Below are 20,301 nucleotides of genomic sequence, written 5' to 3' on the forward strand. Positions count from 1 at the left end.
ATTAACAGACTTCCGGCTTATATTGTGCGGCTATACTCCAAGAAGCTCCTAAGAAGCACTAAAACTTTCTAAGCTGCCGAAACGGCTGATAACGCCTAAAATACCCGGCCGGGCTGACTGGTCAGGGTGCCAGCTAGCGAGGCACACCGTCGAGTGGCAGCAGCCGCACCGGCCCCCGACCGAGCAGCGCCAACGGGTCCAGATAGGTGTCGCCACGCCGCAGACCCCAGTGCAGGCACGCCGGAGCCCGGCAGCCCGGGTGCCCGGCCCGCAGCCGGCCGACCGGCACGCCGGCCAGGACCGGCGTGCCAACCTCGACATCGGAGTGCACCGGCTCGTAGGTGGTCCGCAGGCCGGCGGCGTGGGTCACGGTGAGCACCGGCCGGCCAGCCACGGCACCGGCGAAGGTGACCACCCCATCGCCCGCCGCCACCACCGGCACGCCTGCGTCGGCGGCCAGGTCAACACCGCGGTGGCCGGGCAACCAGGGCTGCGGCGGTGGGTCGAACCGTCGCACGACCGACGGCTCCCCGGGCAGCGGCCACTGGAAGGTCGGAACCGCCCCGGGCGACGGGGAGTCCACCAACAGCGACCTGGGCCCAACCGCCGGTGCGGCGGGGACGGCGGGCGTGGTGACCAGCCCGGCGCTGAGCAGGATGGCGAGGATCGGGGACGGCTCCATGGCGGCAGCCTGCCCGGACTGCCGGTCGGCGGCTACTCCCCACCAGCTCACTGTGGATAGCCACAACACTGTGGAGGGAGCATGGGAGGCGATTCGATCTGCTATACCAGGCCGGCCTGGGTCCGCCGGGTGGGATCGGGATGACGTGCGGTCAGGGCGACGGAGCTGACCCCGCGGGGGAAAGGGAGGGGTCAGTGCGCTCCGGAGGTCAGTTGCCGAACCCGGAGTCGGCCGGCAGCGAGATATCCGGCTTCTCCAGCTCTTCCACGTTGACATCCTTAAACGTCATTACCCGGACGTTCTTGACGAACCGGGCAGGACGATACATGTCCCACACCCAGGCGTCGTGCATCTCGACCTCGAAGTAGACCTCACCGTCCGAGTTACGGACGTGCAGGTCGACCTGGTTCGCCAGATAGAACCGACGCTCGGTCTCCACGACGTAGGAGAACTGGCGGACGATGTCGCGGTACTCCCGGTAGAGCTGCAGCTCCATCTCTGTCTCGTACTTTTCGAGATCTTCCGCGCTCATCCCATCCCGCCTTCCATGGCCACATCATTCCCCACCGACGCCGCGGCCCAGGGCCGCTCGCCCAACGCCACGCCGACGGTACCCTTTACCGCCCCAGCGCGTTCCATCGCCTCGTCGGCCGCGGCGACCAGCGGTCGCCGGGCCCGGGGTGGGGCCCCGTGCCGGCCGGAGACGGTCGCGACATTGACGTACGAGAACCGGTGCTCCGGGCACGGCCCGCGCTCCCGCAGCGCGGCCGAGTGCTCGGCGGTGATGTAGCCCTTGTGCTCCGCGAACCCGTAACCAGGGAACTCCAGGTCCAGCTCCACCATGATCCGATCTCGGGTGACCTTGGCCAGCACACTGGCCGCCGCGACACAGGCCGCCACCCGGTCGCCCTTCCAGACCGCCAACCCGGGCACGTCCAGCCCGTCCACCCCGAAGCCGTCGGTCAGCACGTACTCCGGTGGGGTGGCCAGCGACGCCAGCGCACGACGCATCGCCGCCAGATTGCACACGTGCAGTCCGCGCAGGTCCACCTCCGCCGCCGGGATCACCACCACCGCGTACGCCGACGCCCGAGCGACGACCTCCGCGTACACCCGCTCCCGGCTGGCCGGGGTGAGCAGCTTGGAGTCGGCGAGTCCGTCGATCTCCCCGCGCCGCCCCGGGGGCAGGATGGCGGCGGCCGCCACCAGGGGGCCGGCGCAGGCACCCCGGCCGGCCTCATCGGCGCCGGCCACCCGCCCAAATCCGCGTCGTTGCAGGGCGCGCTCCAGCGCGTAGAGCCCGCCGTCGCGACGGACGACGGTACGCGGCGGCGTCAGCATGGCCCACCCCTGTCCGCGCTCACCCACGGCTCGACGATCAGGAGCTGGCCGGACGCGCCGACGAGTAGCACCCGGGTGGGGCGACGGAGGACGTGGGCGACGGTCACCATCCCAGCCTGCCAGACGCCTTCGCCGTCGCCTACCGGGCCTACCCGGCCCACCGGCTCAGGTTCCAGGCCGGGGAATGGGGCCGTACTGCTCGGGCACGCTCAGCCAACGTGCCCGGTCCAGCGGCCAGAAGATCGTGAAGGCCCGGCCGACGAGACGATCCTCGGGAACGGTCGCCTCGTGGACGTCCTCCCCCGACTGCTGCCAGTGCTGCAACGAGTCGCCCGAGGCCGACCGGTGGTCGCCCATCACCCACAGCCGCCCCCGCGGGATGGTGACATCAAAGTCCTGGTCAGCGGGCTGGTCCCGCTCGCCGCCGACGGAGTAGAGGTACGGCTCGTCCAGGGCAACCCCGTTGATCGTGATCCGTCCCTGTTCGTCGCAGCAGACCACGTGGTCGCCGCCGATGCCGATGACCCGCTTGATGAAATCCTCCCCGTCCGGGCTCCAGGAGGTCGGCGCCTTGAAGACGACCACCTCGCCTCGTTTCGGCGAGCGAAAGTCGTACACCAACTTGTTGACCAGCACCCGATCGTCGATCTGGAGGGTGTTCTCCATCGACGGCGACGGGATGAAGAAGGTCTGCAACACAAAGGCACGCACCAGCACCGCGACCAGAATCGCCACGCCCAGGAGAATTGGCAGCTCCTTCCAGAAGGAGTTGCGGGACTTGTCGGTCTGCTCGTCAATCACGGAATGGAGCCTACGTTGCCGAGCTGGGCGACACCGGACGGAACGCGCGAGAACTGAGCCACGCGGCGGGGAGCGGGAGGAGTAGCAGCGCGCCACCGTCGGGGCTCGGCCCAACCGGTGGTGGCGTACTGGTCGGGGAGCCCGCCGCCGCCGGAACGTTCGCGAAGACCTCCGGAGTGGAGAGTGCGGCCCACCGCGACGACGGCCACACCACGCCGACCGCCCGTCCGACCACATTGTCAATCGGCACCGGGCCCTGGCACCGGGCGTCCTGGGAGACCAGCCGGTTGTCGCCCAGCAGGAAGAGCTGCCCGGGTGGGACGATGACCTCGTCGAAGCGACGCGCACGGCACTCACCCGGATTCGGCGGGAGGTCCAGCGGCGAGTCGCGCCACACGTACGGCTCGTCGATGGCGATGCCGTTGACGAGCACTCGCCCCTGCTCGTCGCAGCAGCTCACCCGGTCGCCCGGCAGCCCGATCACCCGCTTGATGAAGTCCTTCTCGCCGGGGCCACCGACCCCCACCAGATCAGCGAAGGTGGCGGTGAGCCGGGGCAGGAATCCCGGGTCGGGCTTCTCGTCGAGCTGGGCGGCCCACCGCTCCGGGCCGCGGAAGACCACCACCTCGCCCCGCGCCGGGTCCCGTACGTCGTAGACGACCTTGTTGACCAGCACCCGGTCCCCGACGAGCAGCGTCTCGGTCATCGAGCCGGACGGGATGAAGAACACCTGAAGGAGGAAGGTCCGAATCAGCACCGCCAGGCAGAAGGCGACCGTCAGCAGCAGCGGCAACTCCTGCCAGAGCGGCAACGGGCGGCGGCGCCGCGCCCGGCGACGGCGTGGGTCGACCGTGCCGTCCTCGTCGCGCGTCTGCACCACGCCTCCCCGGTCCGCAGAAACGACACTACCGCCCGGGGACCTGGTCGAGGTCTCCGGACGGCAGTGGACACCTGCCCCGCCGCTGGGCGGGGCATCCGGCTGCGTTGGCACGTCCCGGCGGTGCCCTCCGGTTCGTACACCATACGCGCAGCTCAGGACGGGTGGTGCAGCACGATTCAGCTCGGCTGCTTCTCCCGCTTCTCCTTGATCTTCGCCTTCTTGCCGCGCAGCTCGCGGAGGTAGTAGAGCTTGGCCCGCCGGACATCACCGCGGGTCACGACCTCGATCCGGTCGATGGCCGGGCTGTTGACCGGGTAGGTGCGCTCAACCCCCACCCCAAAGCTGATCTTGCGGACCAGGAAGGTCTCCCGCAGACCGTCACCCTGACGACGGATGACGACGCCCTGGAAGATCTGGACCCGGGACCGGTTTCCCTCGACGACCCGTGCGTGCACCTTGACAGTGTCACCGGCGCGGAAATCGGGAACGTCGGTCCGCTTCGACTGGGCGTCAAGCGCGTCCAGGATGTTCATCGCTGCGTCCTCGCGAGGCTCACGGCGCATCGTCAGTCGATGCGCGAATGGGTGATTCTGACCCCCGGATGGTCGCCGGCACTCGCCGGCCCCGGTCGAGGGTCCTCGCAGCCACCCGCGGCGCGGTCGACTGCGGCAACCCCCTATTTTGCCACATCGCTGGGGGCAGCCGGGAACCCGGCCTGCTCCAACGTCGCCCGGTCCCGCCGGTCCAGGCACTCCGGAGCCAGCGCGGCGATCATGTCGGGGCGCCGGGCGACCGTCCGCACCAGGGCCTCATCCCGACGCCAGCGGGCGATCTTCCCGTGGTCCCCGGAGCGAAGCACCGCCGGCACCTCCTGGCCCCGCCAGGCAGCCGGCTTGGTGTACATCGGCGCCTCCAGCAGCCCGTGGGCGTGCGACTCCTCGTCCAGCGAGCCAACATTGCCCAGCACCCCGGGCAGCAGCCGGGTCACCGCCTCCAGGATCACCAGCACCGCCACCTCGCCGCCGAAGAGCACATAGTCACCGAGGGAGACCTCGGTGACCGGCATCCGACTCGCAGCGTGCTCAAGCACCCGCTGGTCAATCCCCTCGTACCGGCCACAGGCGAAGAGCAGGTGCGGCTCGGCGGCCAGTTCGTGGGCCAGCGCCTGGGTCAACGGAGCACCGGCCGGCGTGGGCACCAACAGCCGGGGCGGGTCAGCTTCCGGCGGGGCGAGCGCGTCCAGCGCCTCCCCCCACGGCTCCGGTCGCATCACCATCCCCGGCCCCCCACCGTACGGGGTGTCGTCGACCGTCCGGTGCACGTCGTGGGTCCAGGTCCGGAGGTCGTGTACGGCCAGCTGGAGGTTGCCACTGGCGCGGGCCCTGCCGATCAACGACAGGTCCAGCGGAGCGAAGTACTCCGGGAAAATGGACACAACGTCAACGCGCATTGCGGGGCTCCAACAACTGTGCGGGCCAGGCGGCCTGGCCACACCGGATACCAGCCGGGGGGTCGAACTGGCCGCCGGGGTCGGAGGTCGAGCAGGCCTTACGGGTCAGAGGTCGAGCAGACCGCCGGGCGGATCCACGACCACGCGACCGCCGGCGAGATCAACCTCGGGAACGATCGCCTGGACGAACGGAACCAACACCTCCCGGCGACCGGGTCGGCGCAGCACCAACAGGTCCGCGGCGGGGGCGTGGTCGATCCGGGCGATCTCACCCAGCCGTTCCCCAGCCGGGGTGACCACGGCCAAACCGACCAGTTGGTGGTCGTGGAACTCCTCCGGGTCCGTCGGCGGGGCCACATCGGCGCGGTCCACCCCGACGAGGGTTCCACGAAGCGCCTCGGCGACGTTACGGTCGAGCACACCCTCGAACACCACCAGCAGCACCCGCCCCTGATGCCACCGCGCAGCCTCGACGGTCAGTTCACCCGGCACCCGGTACGCGCCGGGGCGAACCGCGTCTCAGGTTCGTCGGTCCGCACCTCCACGGTCACCTCACCGCGGATCCCGTGCGGTTTGCCGATCCTGCCGACGACGAGCATCAGTACGAGTCGACGATGTCGACGCGTACGCCGCGTCCACCGATGGAACCGATGACCTGGCGCAGCGCCTTCGCAGTCCGCCCGGACCGCCCGATCACCGTGCCGAGGTCCTCCGGGTGCACGCGGATCTCAAGCCGCTTGCCCCGCCGGGAATCGACCAGCCGGACCCGGACATCGTCGGGGTTGTCGACGATGCCCTTGACCAGATGCTCCAGCGCTGGACGCAGTGCCACGTCAGCCCTGCTCGCCGGAGCCCGCACCGGCCTGCTCCTCGGTCTTCGGCGCCGCCTCGTCGGTCTTCGGCGCCGCCTCGGCCTTGGCGGCCTTCTTCGCCGGCTTGGCCGGGGTCTCCGCCAGACCGGCGGCGGCCTTCGCCTCAGCCTCGTAGGCCGCCTTGCGGTCGACCCGCTCGGGGGCAACCTTCAGCGGCTCGGGAGCCGGCAGGCCCTTGAACTTCTGCCAGTCGCCGGTCTTCTCCAGCAGGCGCTGCACCGCCTCGCTCGGCTGCGCGCCCACGGAGAGCCAGTACTGCACCCGGTCCGACTTGACCTCGATCACCGAAGGGTCGTGCTTCGGCTGGTAGATCCCGACGAACTCGATCGCCCGGCCGTCACGCTTGGTGCGCGAGTCGGCGATGACGATGCGGTACTGCGGGTTGCGGATCTTGCCCATCCGCAGGAGCCGGATCTTTACGGCCACAGTGTTTTCGCTCCTGTTGTTTCCACCGACCCTGGACGGGCGGTGCACGGGTGAGCGCGCACTCCGGCACAGTGGGGTTGGGCCGGAGACTGCTCGGGTGGACTGACGTGGTGCCCGGGTAGAGGGCGCCGGACCCACGCCGGATACCAGCAAGCCATTCTGCCAGATCGAACCGAGAAGCCTCACATCGGACCGGCCCCGGCTCACCCTTCGACTATGACGAAGCGCACACGGATTCGGCCCGGGTGGACCGGCACACCCGCCGCGGTTGACTCCGGCGCTCGAGTGGGCGCCGTCGGCCGAGTGGGCTCCGGCGGCCGGTGGGCGGTGCCATCAGCGCGCTGGCGGCCGGTCCCACCCGGGCGGCAGATCCAGCGGGGCCGTCCACTCGACCGGCGGCACGAAGTCGCACCAGGTGCCGTCGAACGGGAACTCACCCGCCTCGGCCCGGGCGATCACCCGCTTCCCCTCAGCCCAGACCGCATCCGGGTCGGGCACCCAGTAGTGCTCCGGGAAGTCGAGCCGCTCGGCGAACTCGTCCTCGTCCTTCCACGCCCAACGACGGTCCGCGTGGATCAGCACATCAAGATCCTGGTCCACCACGTCAACGCCGGCGAGCCCACCGTCGTCCCAGCGAACACCGTGTTCCTCGAGGTTGACGTACCAATGGGCGAAATGCCCCTGATCGTCCTGGAATAACCAGACCGAGTGCGCGGCCCCGACCGGCAGGAACTTCAGCAGGGGTGGCCCCTGCCACCGCGCGAGCGTCAGCCGGTAACTCGAGACGATCCACTCGGCGAACGGAATTGCCCGCATCCCGACTCCGGCGTCGGTAGTCTCGCTGGCCACCTCGGAGCCCCGGGGGATCCAGAGCAGCAGCCCCCGGTCGTCATCGCTGACCACGCGCGCCGGACGAACCCAACCGATCCGCCCCCGCCGCACATTGCGGTGCACCACCAGCCGCCCAGGTTCGAACCTCACCTGGCCGACCCTACCGCCCGCCGACGACCACTCGGAACGCCAAGCGCCCACCAAGACCGCTCAGAAACGCCAAGCTCACCTAACCGACGACCGATTGGAGCGCCGGCGGCCCGGTTCGCTCCGCTCGCTGTCGAGCTGCCCCATCTGAGCGCCCGAGCCAACTCGGGCCGGATCAGGGTCGGACCGGTCGGACCCGGTCCGACGGGTTCGGACCGGGATCGAATCTGGTCGCACCGGATCGGTGGCGGTACCGGCCCGGTGCGAGCGCAGCTCAGTAGGCCCGGGACAGGATGGCGACCAGGTCCGGCTCGTCCTCGCTGTCCGGCACCGAGCCATCTGCCCGGACCAGGCACCGCACGGTGACACCCTGGGTGTTCGCCTCCGCCTCGCCCTTGGTACCGACCACCGACCACGGCACCCGGGCCCAGCCCGTCGCCGCCGCCTCGATCGCCTCGGCGAGCGTCCCCACCTCGCGGGTCCGCGCCTGCCGGCTGGCGAGCGCCTCGTCGTGCAGCGCCTGCTGGTCGGCGTCGAGCGCCGCGCGCACCACGGCGACCACGTCGGCGACCGGAACCGGGGACTTCGAGCCGTCCGTCCGCCGGACCACGACCGCGTTCCCCGCGGCCAGATCGCGGGGGCCGATCTCGACGCGGATCGGATAGCCGCGCAGCTCCGCGTCCACTGCGCGACGTCCGAAGGGGGTGTCGGTCCGGTCGTCGAGGGCGACCCGTACGCCGGCATCCCGCAGCGCGTCGTGCAGCCGTGCCGCGGCCTCGCCGACCCCCTCGCCGTCCTTGACGACCATCACGTACGCCTGGACCGGCGCGAGCTTCGGCGGCACCCGCAGGCCGTTGTCGTCGCCGTGGCACATGATCAGACCACCGAGCATCCGAGTGGAGGTGCCCCACGAGGTGGTCCAGGCGTACTCCCGACCCCCCTCGGCCGAGGTGTAGCTGATGTCGAAGGCGCGGCCGAAGTTCTGCCCCAGCTCGTGGCTGGTGCCCAGCTGGAGCGCCTTGCCGTCGCCCATCATGCCCTCGAGGGTGTAGGTGGCGGTCGCACCGGCGAACCGCTCCCGGGCCGTCTTGAGGCCCACCTGCACCGGGATGGCGAGGACATTGACCATCAGGTCCTCGTACGCCTCGTGCAGAATCCGTCGCGCGTAGGCGCGGGCGTCCTCGCGGGTCGTGTGTGCGGTGTGCCCCTCCTGCCAGAGGAACTCGCTGGTCCGCAGGAAGATGCGGGGGCGCAGCTCCCAGCGGACCACGTTCGCCCACTGGTTGAGCAGCAACGGCAGGTCCCGGTACGAGTCGACCCACTTGGCCATGAACTCGCCGATGACGGTCTCGCTGGTCGGGCGTACCACGACCGGCTCGGCGAGCTGCTTACCGCCGCCGTGGGTAACCACCGCCAGCTCCGGCGAGAAGCCCTCGACGTGCTCGGCCTCGCGTTTGAGGTGGCCCTCCGGGATGAAGAGCGGGAAGTAGGCGTTCTCCGCGCCGGCAGCCTTGATCCGGTCGTCCATCTCGGCCTGCATCCGCTCCCAGATGGCGTAGCCGGCTGGTCGGATCACCATGGTCCCTCGGACCGGGCCGTTGTCGGCCAGCTTCGCCTTGGCGATCAGGTCCTGGTACCAGCGGGGGAAGTCCTCCGCACGGGGAGTGAGCACGCGCGCCATGACCGCACATCCTATGTGCCGCCGGGGCGGTCGCCGTCAGCGGGCGGTCGCTCCACGCCGGACCACCGACCGCCCCCGCCGCCCGCCACCACCCGGCACCCGCCCCGGTGGATCAGCGCAGCACCCGGCCGCGGAGGACGACGCGGGCGGGGGATCGGACGACGCGCAGGTCTCGCCGTGGATCCTCCGGGTAGACGACCAGGTCGGCCCGGCCTCCCTCGACCAGGCCGGGAAAGCCGAGCCACTCGCGGGCCCGCCAGGAGGCGGCGGCGAGGACGGCCTCGGCGGGCATCCCGGCCTCTTCGTGCAGCAGCAGCATCTCCTCGGCCGCCAGACCGTGCGCGATGCCACCGCCGGCATCCGTGCCGACGTAGATCGGGACGCCGGCCTGGTAGGCGGCGCGGACCACCTCGGGGAAGCGGTCCCGCAGGGCGAGCATGTGGTCGGCGTAGCCGGGGAACTTCGCCCGCGCCTGGTCGGCGATGCCACCAAAGGTCCGTATGTTGATCATGGTGGGTACGAGTGCGGTGCCCTGCCGGGCCATCACGTCGATCAGGTCCAGGCTCAGGCCGGTGCCGTGTTCCACCGAGTCGACCCCGGCCCGCACCATGATGTCGACGGCGGACTCGGAGAAGGTGTGCACCGCGGCGCGGGCCCCGGCGGCGTGCGCGGCCCGAACCGCTGCGGTCATGGTCTCCGCGTCCCAGGCCGGGGCGAGGTCGCCGACGCCGCGATCGATCCAGTCGCCGACCAGCTTGACCCAGCCGTTGCCGGCGTCCGCCTGCGCGGCGACGGTTGCGGCCACCTCGGCGGCGCCGACCTCCACCCCGACGCCGCGCAGGTAGCGCTTCGGTGGGGCGACGTGCCGGCCGGCCCGGGCCAGCCGCGGCAGGTCCGGGGCGTCGTCGAGCTCCGGATACGGGTACGGGGAGCCGGCGTCCCGGATGGCGAGCACCCCGGCGTCGCGGTTGACCTGGGCCAGCTCGCGGGCCTGGTCGAGCGAGGTGATCGGCGCCCCGCCCCGGGCGATGCCGATGTGACAGTGCGCGTCGGTCAGGCCGGGGAGCAGGAAGCCACCATCCGCGATGGTCTCGGCGCCGGCCACCGGCTGGAAGGTCACCCGGTCACCGACCAGCCAGATGTCCCGGACCTCATCTTCGGGCAGGAGCACACCACGCACGTGCAAAGCCATACGCTCAGTCCTACCTGATCGCCCGCCAGGGCGTGCGGGCAGGCCGACGCCGACAGGCCACAGCCCGGCGACAGGCCGCAGCCCGCCGACAGGCCACGGTCACCGCCGACAGGCCACGGCCACCACTCGATCAGCAGCGATCATTGCCGACCTCGCCCCGTCTCGAACCCGGTCATCGCGGGCGCTGGTCCCCCTTGCCGAGCTTGTTGAAGTCGATCTTCGGAAGCTTGAACCCCGGTGGTAGCCCCTGGCCGGCCAGGTCGTCGGGGCCCAGGCCGGGCGGCAGCTGCGGCATGCCAGCGGGGAAGCCGCCCCGCGCCCCCGTGCCGGCCCGCGACCGACCGCCACCCTTCCCGCCCTTGCGCTTGTTCTTCGGCGACTTGGTCGCCTTCCGGCGCCCGCCGGGCAGACCCATCATGCCGCCCATCTGCTTCATCATCTTCTGGGCGTCGGTGAAGCGGTTGAGTAGCTGGTTGACGTCCATCACGGTAACCCCGGAGCCGTTGGCGATGCGGGCCCGGCGCGAACCGTTGATGATCTTCGGATTGGTGCGCTCGGCCGGGGTCATCGACCGGATGATCGCGGTAACCCGATCGAAGTGTTTGTCGTCCACCTCGGCGAGCTGGTCTTTCATCTGGCCCATGCCCGGCATCATGGCCAGCACGTTGGCGATCGGCCCCATCCGCCGAACGGCGATGAGCTGGTCGAGGAAGTCCTCCAGGGTGAACTGCTCACCGCCCATCAGCTTGGCGGTCATCTTCTCTTTCTGATCGACGTCGAAGGCCTGTTCGGCCTGCTCGATCAGGGTGAGAACGTCGCCCATGCCGAGAATCCGGCTGGCCATCCGGTCCGGGTGGAAGACGTCGAAGTCCTCCAGCTTCTCGCCGGTGGAGGCGAAGAGGATCGGCTGGCCGGTGACCTCCCGGACCGACAGCGCGGCACCACCACGGGCGTCACCGTCGAGCTTGGAGAGGACCACACCGGTGATGCCGACACCGTCCCGGAACGCCTCCGCGGTGCGCACCGCGTCCTGGCCGACCATGGCGTCGATGACGAAGATGACCTCGTCCGGGTTGACCGCGTCCCGGATGTCGGCCGCCTGCTGCATCATCTCGGCGTCGATACCGAGCCGGCCGGCCGTGTCCACGATGACGATGTCCCGGGCAGCCCGACGCGCGTGCTCGATCGAGGCACGAGCCACCTGCACCGGGTCGCCGACGCCATTGCCGGGCTCCGGGGAGTACACCTCGACGCCGGCGCGACCGCCGAGCACCTGAAGCTGCCCGACGGCGTTGGGGCGCTGCAGGTCGGCGGCGACCAGCAGCGGCTGGTGGCCCTGGCCGCGCAACCAACTGGCCAACTTGCCGGCGAGTGTGGTCTTGCCGGAGCCCTGGAGGCCGGCCAGCATGATCACGGTCGGCGGCTGCTTGGCGAACTGAAGCCGCCGTGCCTCACCACCGAGGACGTTGACCAACTCTTCGTTGACGATCTTGACGATCTGCTGGGCCGGGTTCAGCGCCTGGGAGACCTCGGCGCCCCGCGCCCGCTCCTTGACTCGCGCGATGAAGCCCTTGACCACCGGCAGCGCCACGTCCGCCTCCAGCAACGCGAGGCGGATCTCGCGGGCGGTGGCGTCGATGTCGGCGTCGGTGAGCCGTCCCTTACCGCGGAGCTTGGTGAAGATCCCGGACAGGCGGTCACTCAAGGTGTCAAACACGCGAACATCCCGTTTGTCAGAGTTCTGGTGAGCACGAGCACGGCCGGACGAGCTGTCCAGCCACCGCTAGGGTATCCGGCCCGCGATCCACCCGCTTCCGGCCGGCACACCCGATGCCGCCCGCGTACCTGCCGTCCAGCCGACGACATCGCCCCCTCATCGCGCCGCAGCCAGGACAGCGGCGGAGATCCGAGCCTGGTCCTCGGCGTCCAGCCCGGCGCCGACCAGGTAAAACGCGTCCACCACGGAGGCGCCGAGGGTGGAGATCCGCGCCGCTCGCAGCTGAACTCCCACCTCGTCGAGCGCCGCGCTGACCCGGTAGAGCAGGCCAGCGGCGTCGGCCGCCCGCAACTCCAACACCACCGCGTCGGTGGCCGCCTCCCGGTACCACCGCACCTGGGGTGCGGGTCCCGCGCCGCCGGCCGCGACGGCCCGATCCCGCAGCCGCTGGTTCACCGAGTCGGCACCGGTCACGGCCCGGCGTAGGTCGGCGCCGAGCGCTACCGGATCCGGCGCGAGGCCGTAGCGGGGTTGGACCCGGAACTCGACCAACGCCCGCCCGGACACCGTCGAGGCGTCCGCGGAGATCACGTCGAGCCGGTGCAGAGCCAGGCACCCGGCCACCGTCGTGAGCAGGCCACGCCGGTGGGCCGCCGCCACCGCCACCTCGTCCCCGGTCAGACGGACCACCGGCAGTGGGCCGGCGACCAACACCGGATCCGGTACGGGCGGTTCGGGTAACCGACCGGTGTCCAGTGTGGTGCGGACCCGGGCCACCAGATCGGCGACGAGCCGTTCCTTCCAGCGCGACCAGGCGGCCGGGCCGGTGGCCGCCGCGTCGGCCCGGACCAGGGCGTGCAGCAGCTCCAGGGTGCTGGTGTCGACGACCTTCGCCGCCACGCCGGCCACGGTCACCGGATCGGCGAGGTCGCGCCGGGTCGCCACCTCGGGCAGGAGCAGGTGCAGCCGGACCAGCCGCCCGATCAGCGCCACCTCAGCCGCGGGCAGGCCGATCCGGGCGGCGACCGCCGCCGCGATCGGCGCGCCGACCTGACTGTGGTCACCGGGTAACCCCTTGCCCACGTCGTGCAGGAGGGCGCCGAGCAGCAGCAGGTCCGGTCGGTCCACCTCCCGGGTGAGCCGGCTGGCCTCGGACGCGGTCTGGACCAGGTGCCGGTCGAGGGTGAACCGGTGCACCGGATGGTGCTGCGGCAGGCTCCGGATCCGGGTCCACTCCGGTAGCCAGCCGTCAACCAACCCGTACCGGTCGCAGGTCTCCCACGCCGACACCAGCCCCGGCCCCGCACCCAGGAGCGTGACCAGGGCGGCGCGCGCCGCAGCCGGCCAGGGAGTCGGCAGCGGCGGGCAGTAGGCGGCCAGCCACTCGCAGGTGGCCGCCGCGATCGGCAGACCGGTGGTCGCCGCCGCGGCGGCGACCCGCAGGGACAGGCTCGGCTCCGGGCGCACCCCGATCACCGCGCGGGCGAGCACCAGCTCACCGTCGTGCTCGACCACGTCCCGGGCTACCGGCCGGCGGAGCGGTCGGCGGTCGGCACCCCGACGCCGAGCGCGGAGCCGGTCGGCCGCCCGGAGGGCGTCGTCGAGAGCGTGGCGGACCGTCCGGGCGTCGTTGGCGACCCGGCGCAGCAGCAGGTCCCCCTCGTCCACCCGCACCGCCGACAGGTCGGTTCGTGGCTGGCGCAACCCGAGCAGGGCGGCGACACCGTCGCGTTCCGGGGCCACCAGCCGGTCAACCCGCCGACCGGCCCGTAGGTGCAACGCGTCGCGGGTATCCAGTAGCCGCAGGTGGGCGGCGTGGACCGCGGGCCGGAGCGCGGTGGTGACGCCGGCGCGGGCGATCGCCCGGAGGAGCCCCACGTCGCGAAGTCCGCCAGCGGCCTCCTTGAGGTCCCCCTCGAGCAGGAACGCCAGCTCTCCGTGGGCCTTCCACCGGGCCTCGGTCAGCTCGCGCAGCCCGGGCAGTCGACGCACGGCGTCCCGTCGCCACTGGTCGGCGGCCGAACGAACCAGCCGGTCGGCAAGCGCCTCGTCACCCGCGACGAGTCGGGCATCGAGCAGGCCCAGAGCCACGCGGACATCATCCTGGGCGACCGCGAGGGCCTCGGGAACGGTACGTACCGAGTGGTCGAGGCGCAGCCCAGCGTCCCAGACCGGGTACCAGATGCCGGCGGCCAGCTCGTCCACCCCGGGTACGTCGGCGTGCAGCAGCAGCAGGTCAAGGTCCCCGTACGGGGCGCACTGACGGCGGCCGAGCCCGCCCACGGCGACCAGCGCGACCCCTTCCCACCGGGGCAGCAGCCCGGCGAGCCAGCCGTCGATCGACGCCGCCCGGGCCGCCCGCGCCGCGGCGTCGATCCCGCCAGGAGCACCGGTGACCTCGTTGGTCAGGAGGTCCGGTCCGGCCGTACACTTCTTGATCAACGAGGTCACCGGTACCTACTCCCGCCCGTGGGACGCCTACACGGCGTCGAGGCCGCGTTCGCCGGTACGGACCCGGACGACCTCCTCGACCGCGGTGACCCACACCTTGCCGTCACCGATCTTGCCGGTCCGGGCGGCGGCGACGACGGCGTCAACGATCTTGTCAACATCCAGCTCGTCGGTGAGTACCTCCACCCGGATCTTGGGCAGAAACTCCACCGTGTACTCGGCACCCCGATACACCTCGGTGTGCCCCTTCTGGCGGCCGTAGCCCTGGACCTCGCTGACGGTCAGGCCGGCCACCCCGAGCGCGTGCAGGGCCTCCTTCACCGCGTCCAGCTGGTATGGCTTGATGACCGCGGTCACCAGCTTCATGTCCAACCCCTCCATTCCCGGAACGTTAACCAGTGACCTGCGCGACGGCGGACCCGCCGCTCACCGCCGACCGCCCGCCGACCAGGCCGACGCGACCTGCTCTACGGCGCTGCTCTCCCCGGCCGGCTTCCCGCTGGCCAGGCCCGCCGCCGCGAACGCGCCGCCACCGGCGGAACCGGCGGCGGGAGAGAGGTCGTAGCCGCTCTCGGCGTGCTCGGCGATGTCGATCCCCTCGACCTCGGCCTCCTTACTGACCCGGAAGCCGATCGTCTTCTCCAGGACAACGGCGAGGACGAAGGCCACCGCGAAGGAGTAGCCGGTGACGATCACCGCGCTGAGCGCCTGGACGCCCAGCTGCGCCACCCCACCCCCGTAGAAGAGGCCCTCGTTGCTGACCAGCGAGCTGACCGACGACGTGCCGAAGAGACCGATCCACAGACAGCCGATCCAGCCACCGACGAAGTGCACGCCGACAACGTCGAGCGAGTCGTCGAAGCCCAGCCGATACTTCAGACTCACCGCCAGCGCACAGACCGCCCCGGCGACCAGGCCCAGCAGCACCGCGGCCCACGGGGTGATGAAGGCACAGGCCGGGGTGATCGCGACCAATCCGGCGATGGCGCCGGAGGAGGCACCGACCAGCGTGGGTCGGCCGTCCCGCGCCTTCTCCACCAGCAACCAGCCGAGTACGGCGGCGGCGGTCGCCACCTGGGTGTTGACGAAGGCCAGCCCGGTGGTCAGGTCCGCGGTCAGTTCGGAGCCGGCGTTGAAGCCGAACCAACCGAACCAGAGCAGACCGGCGCCGAGAGCGACCATGGGGACGTTGTGCGGCTTCATCGTCTCCCGGGGCCAGCCGAGCCGCCGGCCCAGCACCAGCACCAGGGCCAGCGCCGCCGCCCCGGCATTGATGTGCACCGCGGTGCCACCGGCGAAGTCGAGTGCGCCGAGCTCCGCACCGATGAATCCGCCGCCCCACACCCAGTGGGCGACCGGGAAGTAGACCAGACTCGCCCAGCCAACCACGAACAGCAGCCAACCGGAGAACTTGGCCCGGTCAGAGATCGCACCGCTGATCAGGGCGACCGTGATGACGGCGAACATCATCTGGAACGCCATGAAGACGTAGAGCGGAATGCCGGTCTCGCCCCACAGGTCGGTCTCCGCCATGAAGGTCTTGGTGCCGAGATACTGGCCGAGGTCGCCGATGACCCCACCCCGGTCCGCACCGAAAGCGGCGGAGAAGCCGTAGAACAACCAGAGAATACTGACGAGCCCGATCGCGGAAAAGCTCATCATGATCATATTGAGGACGCCCTTGGCCCGGTTGAGGCCGCCATAGAACAGCGCCAGTCCGGGCGTCATGAGCAGCACGATCGCGCTCGAGACCAGCAGCCACGCGGTGTTGCCGGTGTCGATGGTCGGTGCTTCAGGCACGCTGGCCTCCTAAGGTGAAGTTCCCTCCTTACGGCTTCCGAGGCAGCACTGCCCGTCCACCGGTTGCCCGGAAGCCTGCGCGCTCCCTGTTTCCCGCAGCGTCACCCGTCGATTTCCAATCGATGACGACGTGTTTCGTACGTGTGAAGCGGGCCGCGGCCACCCGAACGGAGGAGGCCGCGACCAGCCGATCGCCGACCGAACGCACCCCCGGGGCTAGGCCCACACCGGACTTTCGCCGTGTTGACGCAGCACAACAGCGGCCCCGTTCCCACCGGAAAACCGGCGGGAACGGGGCCCTGGTGGATCTGACGCGGCCGGACCGCTACCCGGAACAGCCGGGTACGTTGACGCAGTTGTTCGGCCGGTTCTTCACGACGACGGTGCCGGTGGCGGTGTTCAGGTTCACCGTTCCACCCACCTCGTTGAAGATACCGCCGCCGTCGATGACAGCGATGTTCTTGATAATCTTGGAAGTGAACAGGGTGGCCGTACCGGTGGCCGAGTTGAAGATTCCACCACCCTCCTCACCCGCCTGGTTGCCGGCGACCGAGGTCCGCCGCAGCACCACCTGCCCACCGTTGAGGATTCCCCCACCGTCGGTGGCAGCGGTGTTGCCCTCGATCCGACTGTCCTCGAGGACCGCCACGGGGGACACCGGAAGCCCCGCCGCAACGAACAGCCCGCCCGCGGTGAACCCGTTCGCGGTGTTGTTGATGATGCCGACGCGTCGCATCGTGGTCTGACCGAACACCGCGACGCCCCCGGTCTCGCCGGCGGTGTTGTCGGCGATCTTCGTATCGGCGAGGTAACCGATCCCCTCCAGCTGGATGCCTCCGATACTGGTCTCGGCCTGGTTTCCCGTGATGGAGCTGTGTTCCACTCGGATCGCCGCACCAGGGGCGCTGCCAATGCCAGCCGCATTGCTAGCCGTGTTCTTGTCCACCCGCGAGTACCGGACCGTGAGCTGACCCGTGGTGTAGACACCACCACCGTTCACGGCGGCGATGTTGCGGCTGATGCTGGAGTGTTCGACGACAACCGTTCCGCTGTTGGCCACACCTCCACCGTTCTGGTCGGACACGTTGTTCACGACCTCGACGTGCTTCAGGGTGGCGCGACCACCAGCGTTCACCAGGAGACCACCACCGTCGCCTCCGGCGGTCTGCCCGCCGGTGACGGTGAGGTGTCTGAGGGTGAGGTCACCACCGACGTCCACGGCGAGAATGCGGAACGGGTCGACCGCGGCGGCGCGTTTGATGGTGGTGTGTTTTCCGCCGTTGAGGGTGATCGGGGTGGTGATGGTGGGGAGGCCGGCATCGTCGAGTTCGGCGGTGAGCAGATAGGTGCAGTCCTTGGCGAGGTCGAGGACAGCGCCGCCGCGGGCGTTGGCGAGGGTGATCGCGGCGATCAGTTTGTCCGCGTCGCAGGGGACGGGGATGCCCGTCGGGTGGTCTCCCTTGTGGGCACCAGGTCGCCCGTCCGCGCCAGCAGCGGCGGTGGCGACCCCGATGGTGGCGGTGAGGGCCAGGCCGGCCACACCGGCGAGCCCGACGGCCCACCATCGTGATCTCGCCCGCCCCCTGTCGGGGCGCGTCGGTTCGTGCGTGCAGTGCTGATGGTTCATGTCGTTTCGGTGTCCCTTCCCCCGTCATGGACGAGGAACGCACCGCTCCGGGTAGCCCGGTTGGCGTTCCTCGGCTACCAGGCAGGCAGTAGCAGCCACCACCGAGCAAAACCGACATGACGCCCAAATAAACATGAACCCGAAAAAGCTACCCATATGAAATGGACGACGCCCTCGACGGACACACCGACGCGCGCTCACCCACCAGATCTCGCCCCGCACCCGCACCCGCACCCGCACCCGCACCCGCACCCGCCTACCGTCCGCCACGGCAGCACCGAACGACTACCCCGGGGCCCGAAGCGCGTCCTCAAGGAGGTGCTGCTCGTAGTCGAGCAGGCGCAGGTCCCGCAGCGGACGACGGAGGTGCCCACGGTTGACGATCCGCACGAAGGCCGGATCACCGGCAGCGGCCATCCGCCGGATGCCCTCCACGTGGTCAACGATCCGCTTGCGGATGGTACGGACCAGCCGATGCCGGTCGCGCGGGATGAGCCCGTACGCGTCGGCGAAGAGCCGCAGCCGCCGCGGCCGGTCCGGACGTCGCCACCCGAGGGTGACCGAGTCTCGGTCGGCGAAGACCGGCACCCAGGTCCAGGCGGCGTAGGCGACGTCGTAGATGCGGGAGCCCGGCGAGGCGAGATCGAAGTCGATCATCCCGAGGGTGCCGTCCGGGCGCCAGATGACGTTGTGCGGGGCGGCATCGTGGTGGCAGATCACCTCGCTCTCCGGAGACGGGCCGAAGGAACGCCACACCGCCCCGTCCGGCAGGACGAGGCCGTACTGCGCGTCGTGAAACATCCGCAGCATCGTGGCGACCGTCACCAGCGCCTCGTCGGTGACCCAGTGCGGGGCCAGCGGGTACTCCCCGCACTCCCCCTCCAGGTACGACAGCACCTCACGGTTACGCTCATCCATCCCCAGCGCCCGGGGGGCACCGGTAAAACCCACGTATTCCAGGTGCCGCAGCAGGGCGTGCACCGACGGTGTCCACGGGCCGGCGTTGCGCCGGACCGTGTCCCCGACCCGGACCACCGTGCTCACATTGCCGCCGCGCAGCGGGATCTCTCGTGCCATCACATAAGGCCGCCCGAGGCGGGAGGTCGGATGGTGCGGGTCGCGCCACCCGGGGTGGGCGCGATCGTTGGTCATCACCGTGGGGTTACGCGTCCGCACCGGCCTCGGCGCCCAGCAACGCGTCCACGAACTGCGCGGGGTCGAACGGAGCCAGATCGTCCTTCCCCTCGCCGAGACCGACCAGCTTCACCGGGATGCCCAGCTTGCGCTGCACGGAGATCACGATGCCGCCCTTGGCGGTACCGTCGAGCTTGGTGAGTGCGACGCCGGTCACATCCACCGCCTCGGTGAAGACCCGCGCCTGCTCCAGACCATTCTGGCCGGTGGTGGCGTCGAGGATCAGCAGCGTCTCGTCAATCGGACCATGCTTCTCCACCACCCGCTTGACCTTGCCCAGCTCGTCCATCAGGCCGACCTTGTTCTGGAGCCGGCCGGCGGTGTCGACCAACACCGTGTCCACCCCGGTCTCAATACCGCGTTTGACGGCGTCAAAGGCGACGCTGGCCGGATCGGCCCCCTCCGGGCCCCGGACGGTCTCCGCCCCGACCCGGCCCGCCCAGGTCTCCAGCTGATCCGCGGCGGCGGCGCGGAACGTGTCGGCCGCGCCGAGGATCACGCTCCGGCCATCCGCCACCAGTACCCGGGCGACCTTGCCGCAGGTGGTGGTCTTCCCGGCCCCGTTGACCCCCACCACCAACAGCACCGCCGGCACACCGTCCTTCGGCGCCGTGTGCAGGGCCCGGTCCAGCTCCGGGTCGAGGGCGTTGACCAGCTCGGCGGCGAGCAGGGTACGCAGCTCAGCGACGGTGCGGGTGCCGAGCACCCGGGTCCGCTCGCGGAGCCGGTCAACAATCTCCCGGGTGGAGTCGATGCCGACATCCGCGGTGATCAGGCTGTCCTCGATCTCCTCCCAGGTCTCCTCGTCGAGGCGGTCCCGGCTGAGCAGGCCCAACAGCCCCTTGCCGAACACGTTCTGCGAGCGGGACAGCCGGGAGCGGAGCCGAACCAACCGGCCGGCGGTCGGCTCCGGGACCTCCACCGGGACCTCCACCGGGACCTCAGCCGGGACCTCGGGCACCTGCACCGGGGGGGCCGGCGGCGGCTCGACCAGGATCCCGGTGGGCTCCGCCTCGGCCGCCTCGGCCGCCTCGACCGGCGGTCCAGCGAGGTCCTCCTCGGCGCGGGTCTCGACCTCCGTCGTCGGCAACGGGGGCTCCCGACGGCGACGCAGCTTCGGTGCCACCAGCCCGACGGTGCCGAGAATCAGCACGCCGAGCAGGGCGAGTGCGATGAGGAGGTAATCCGTCATGCCCGAAATCCTGTCAG

General features: G+C 70.6%; 19 protein-coding genes and 1 pseudogene. All 20 read right to left on the minus strand.

The features are described 5' to 3' along the window. Positions 1-133 precede the first annotated feature (133 nt). Positions 134-682 carry a M23 family metallopeptidase gene (locus tag AC1UKG_RS11280; RefSeq protein ID WP_018743104.1) on the minus strand — a complete coding sequence of 183 codons (549 nt, stop codon included), beginning with the start codon at positions 680-682 and terminating at the stop codon, positions 134-136. Between the two features lie 208 nt (positions 683-890). Then, a complete protein-coding gene (locus tag AC1UKG_RS11285; protein ID WP_018218957.1) occupies positions 891-1,214 on the minus strand; it encodes a DUF2469 domain-containing protein in 324 nt (107 codons plus the stop codon). Beyond that, the gene (locus AC1UKG_RS11290; RefSeq protein WP_018729924.1) at positions 1,211-2,023 is read right to left on the minus strand and encodes a ribonuclease HII; all 813 of its coding nucleotides are present in this window, start codon (positions 2,021-2,023) and stop codon (positions 1,211-1,213) included. The genes AC1UKG_RS11285 and AC1UKG_RS11290 overlap by 4 nt, the downstream gene beginning before the upstream one ends. A gap of 165 nt (positions 2,024-2,188) precedes the next feature. Further along, on the minus strand, positions 2,189-2,824 hold the full coding sequence (gene lepB / locus AC1UKG_RS11295; RefSeq protein WP_018743102.1) for a signal peptidase I: 636 nt from the start codon (positions 2,822-2,824) through the stop codon (positions 2,189-2,191). A 10-nt stretch (positions 2,825-2,834) separates the two neighbouring features. Next, positions 2,835-3,704, minus strand: a complete 870-nt coding sequence (gene lepB, locus AC1UKG_RS11300; protein WP_029123199.1) for a signal peptidase I — start codon at positions 3,702-3,704, stop codon at positions 2,835-2,837. A gap of 176 nt (positions 3,705-3,880) precedes the next feature. Next, the gene (gene rplS, locus AC1UKG_RS11305) at positions 3,881-4,237 is read right to left on the minus strand and encodes a 50S ribosomal protein L19 (RefSeq protein ID WP_018729921.1); all 357 of its coding nucleotides are present in this window, start codon (positions 4,235-4,237) and stop codon (positions 3,881-3,883) included. 143 nt (positions 4,238-4,380) lie between these two features. Next, entirely contained in the window at positions 4,381-5,154 is a 774-nt protein-coding gene (trmD, locus tag AC1UKG_RS11310) for a tRNA (guanosine(37)-N1)-methyltransferase TrmD (protein WP_018813619.1), read from the minus strand. A 105-nt stretch (positions 5,155-5,259) separates the two neighbouring features. Continuing rightward, positions 5,260-5,753, minus strand: a pseudogene (rimM, locus tag AC1UKG_RS11315) (ribosome maturation factor RimM). After that, entirely contained in the window at positions 5,753-6,013 is a 261-nt protein-coding gene (locus AC1UKG_RS11320; protein WP_018729918.1) for an RNA-binding protein, read from the minus strand. The pseudogene rimM and the gene AC1UKG_RS11320 overlap by 1 nt, the downstream one beginning before the upstream one ends. Next, positions 5,988-6,452 carry a 30S ribosomal protein S16 gene (gene rpsP, locus AC1UKG_RS11325; RefSeq protein WP_018729917.1) on the minus strand — a complete coding sequence of 155 codons (465 nt, stop codon included), beginning with the start codon at positions 6,450-6,452 and terminating at the stop codon, positions 5,988-5,990. Before rpsP ends, AC1UKG_RS11320 begins: the two co-directional genes overlap by 26 nt. A gap of 333 nt (positions 6,453-6,785) precedes the next feature. Beyond that, positions 6,786-7,433, minus strand: coding sequence for a ribonuclease FAU-1 family protein (locus AC1UKG_RS11330; RefSeq protein WP_026271204.1), 648 nt, complete (start codon positions 7,431-7,433; stop codon positions 6,786-6,788). Positions 7,434-7,704: 271 nt separating this feature from the next. Then, positions 7,705-9,111, minus strand: a complete 1,407-nt coding sequence (gene proS, locus AC1UKG_RS11335; protein ID WP_018743098.1) for a proline--tRNA ligase — start codon at positions 9,109-9,111, stop codon at positions 7,705-7,707. A 112-nt stretch (positions 9,112-9,223) separates the two neighbouring features. Further along, positions 9,224-10,303, minus strand: a complete 1,080-nt coding sequence (locus tag AC1UKG_RS11340; protein ID WP_018743097.1) for an amidohydrolase family protein — start codon at positions 10,301-10,303, stop codon at positions 9,224-9,226. 172 nt (positions 10,304-10,475) lie between these two features. Next, entirely contained in the window at positions 10,476-12,020 is a 1,545-nt protein-coding gene (gene ffh / locus AC1UKG_RS11345; RefSeq protein ID WP_018729913.1) for a signal recognition particle protein, read from the minus strand. Between the two features lie 156 nt (positions 12,021-12,176). Next, entirely contained in the window at positions 12,177-14,471 is a 2,295-nt protein-coding gene (locus tag AC1UKG_RS11350) for a [protein-PII] uridylyltransferase (protein WP_482641740.1), read from the minus strand. Between the two features lie 27 nt (positions 14,472-14,498). Further along, the gene (locus AC1UKG_RS11355; RefSeq protein WP_180198442.1) at positions 14,499-14,837 is read right to left on the minus strand and encodes a P-II family nitrogen regulator; all 339 of its coding nucleotides are present in this window, start codon (positions 14,835-14,837) and stop codon (positions 14,499-14,501) included. 60 nt (positions 14,838-14,897) lie between these two features. Further along, positions 14,898-16,271: an ammonium transporter gene (locus AC1UKG_RS11360; protein WP_018743094.1), complete on the minus strand. Its 1,374-nt coding sequence runs from the start codon at positions 16,269-16,271 to the stop codon at positions 14,898-14,900. A gap of 325 nt (positions 16,272-16,596) precedes the next feature. Next, entirely contained in the window at positions 16,597-17,811 is a 1,215-nt protein-coding gene (locus AC1UKG_RS11365) for a hypothetical protein (protein ID WP_018813617.1), read from the minus strand. A gap of 372 nt (positions 17,812-18,183) precedes the next feature. After that, positions 18,184-19,050 carry an aminoglycoside phosphotransferase family protein gene (locus AC1UKG_RS11370; protein WP_018813616.1) on the minus strand — a complete coding sequence of 289 codons (867 nt, stop codon included), beginning with the start codon at positions 19,048-19,050 and terminating at the stop codon, positions 18,184-18,186. 10 nt (positions 19,051-19,060) lie between these two features. Continuing rightward, a complete protein-coding gene (ftsY, locus tag AC1UKG_RS11375; RefSeq protein WP_482641741.1) occupies positions 19,061-20,284 on the minus strand; it encodes a signal recognition particle-docking protein FtsY in 1,224 nt (407 codons plus the stop codon). Positions 20,285-20,301 lie beyond the last annotated feature (17 nt).

It is taken from the genome of Salinispora sp. CH2A1_6, assembly GCF_056820975.1.

Excerpts from the sequence above, each read along its gene's own strand:
- AC1UKG_RS11280 (WP_018743104.1), bottom strand. The coding sequence starts at position 682 with ATGGAGCCGTCCCCGATCCTCGCCATCCTGCTCAGCGCCGGGCTGGTC.
- AC1UKG_RS11285 (WP_018218957.1), bottom strand. The coding sequence starts at position 1,214 with ATGAGCGCGGAAGATCTCGAAAAGTACGAGACAGAGATGGAGCTGCAG.
- AC1UKG_RS11290 (WP_018729924.1), bottom strand. The coding sequence starts at position 2,023 with ATGCTGACGCCGCCGCGTACCGTCGTCCGTCGCGACGGCGGGCTCTAC.
- rplS (WP_018729921.1), bottom strand. The coding sequence starts at position 4,237 with ATGAACATCCTGGACGCGCTTGACGCCCAGTCGAAGCGGACCGACGTT.
- trmD (WP_018813619.1), bottom strand. The coding sequence starts at position 5,154 with ATGCGCGTTGACGTTGTGTCCATTTTCCCGGAGTACTTCGCTCCGCTG.
- proS (WP_018743098.1), bottom strand. The coding sequence starts at position 9,111 with ATGGCGCGCGTGCTCACTCCCCGTGCGGAGGACTTCCCCCGCTGGTAC.
- AC1UKG_RS11340 (WP_018743097.1), bottom strand. The coding sequence starts at position 10,303 with ATGGCTTTGCACGTGCGTGGTGTGCTCCTGCCCGAAGATGAGGTCCGG.
- AC1UKG_RS11355 (WP_180198442.1), bottom strand. The coding sequence starts at position 14,837 with ATGAAGCTGGTGACCGCGGTCATCAAGCCATACCAGCTGGACGCGGTG.
- AC1UKG_RS11370 (WP_018813616.1), bottom strand. The coding sequence starts at position 19,050 with ATGACCAACGATCGCGCCCACCCCGGGTGGCGCGACCCGCACCATCCG.
- ftsY (WP_482641741.1), bottom strand. The coding sequence starts at position 20,284 with ATGACGGATTACCTCCTCATCGCACTCGCCCTGCTCGGCGTGCTGATT.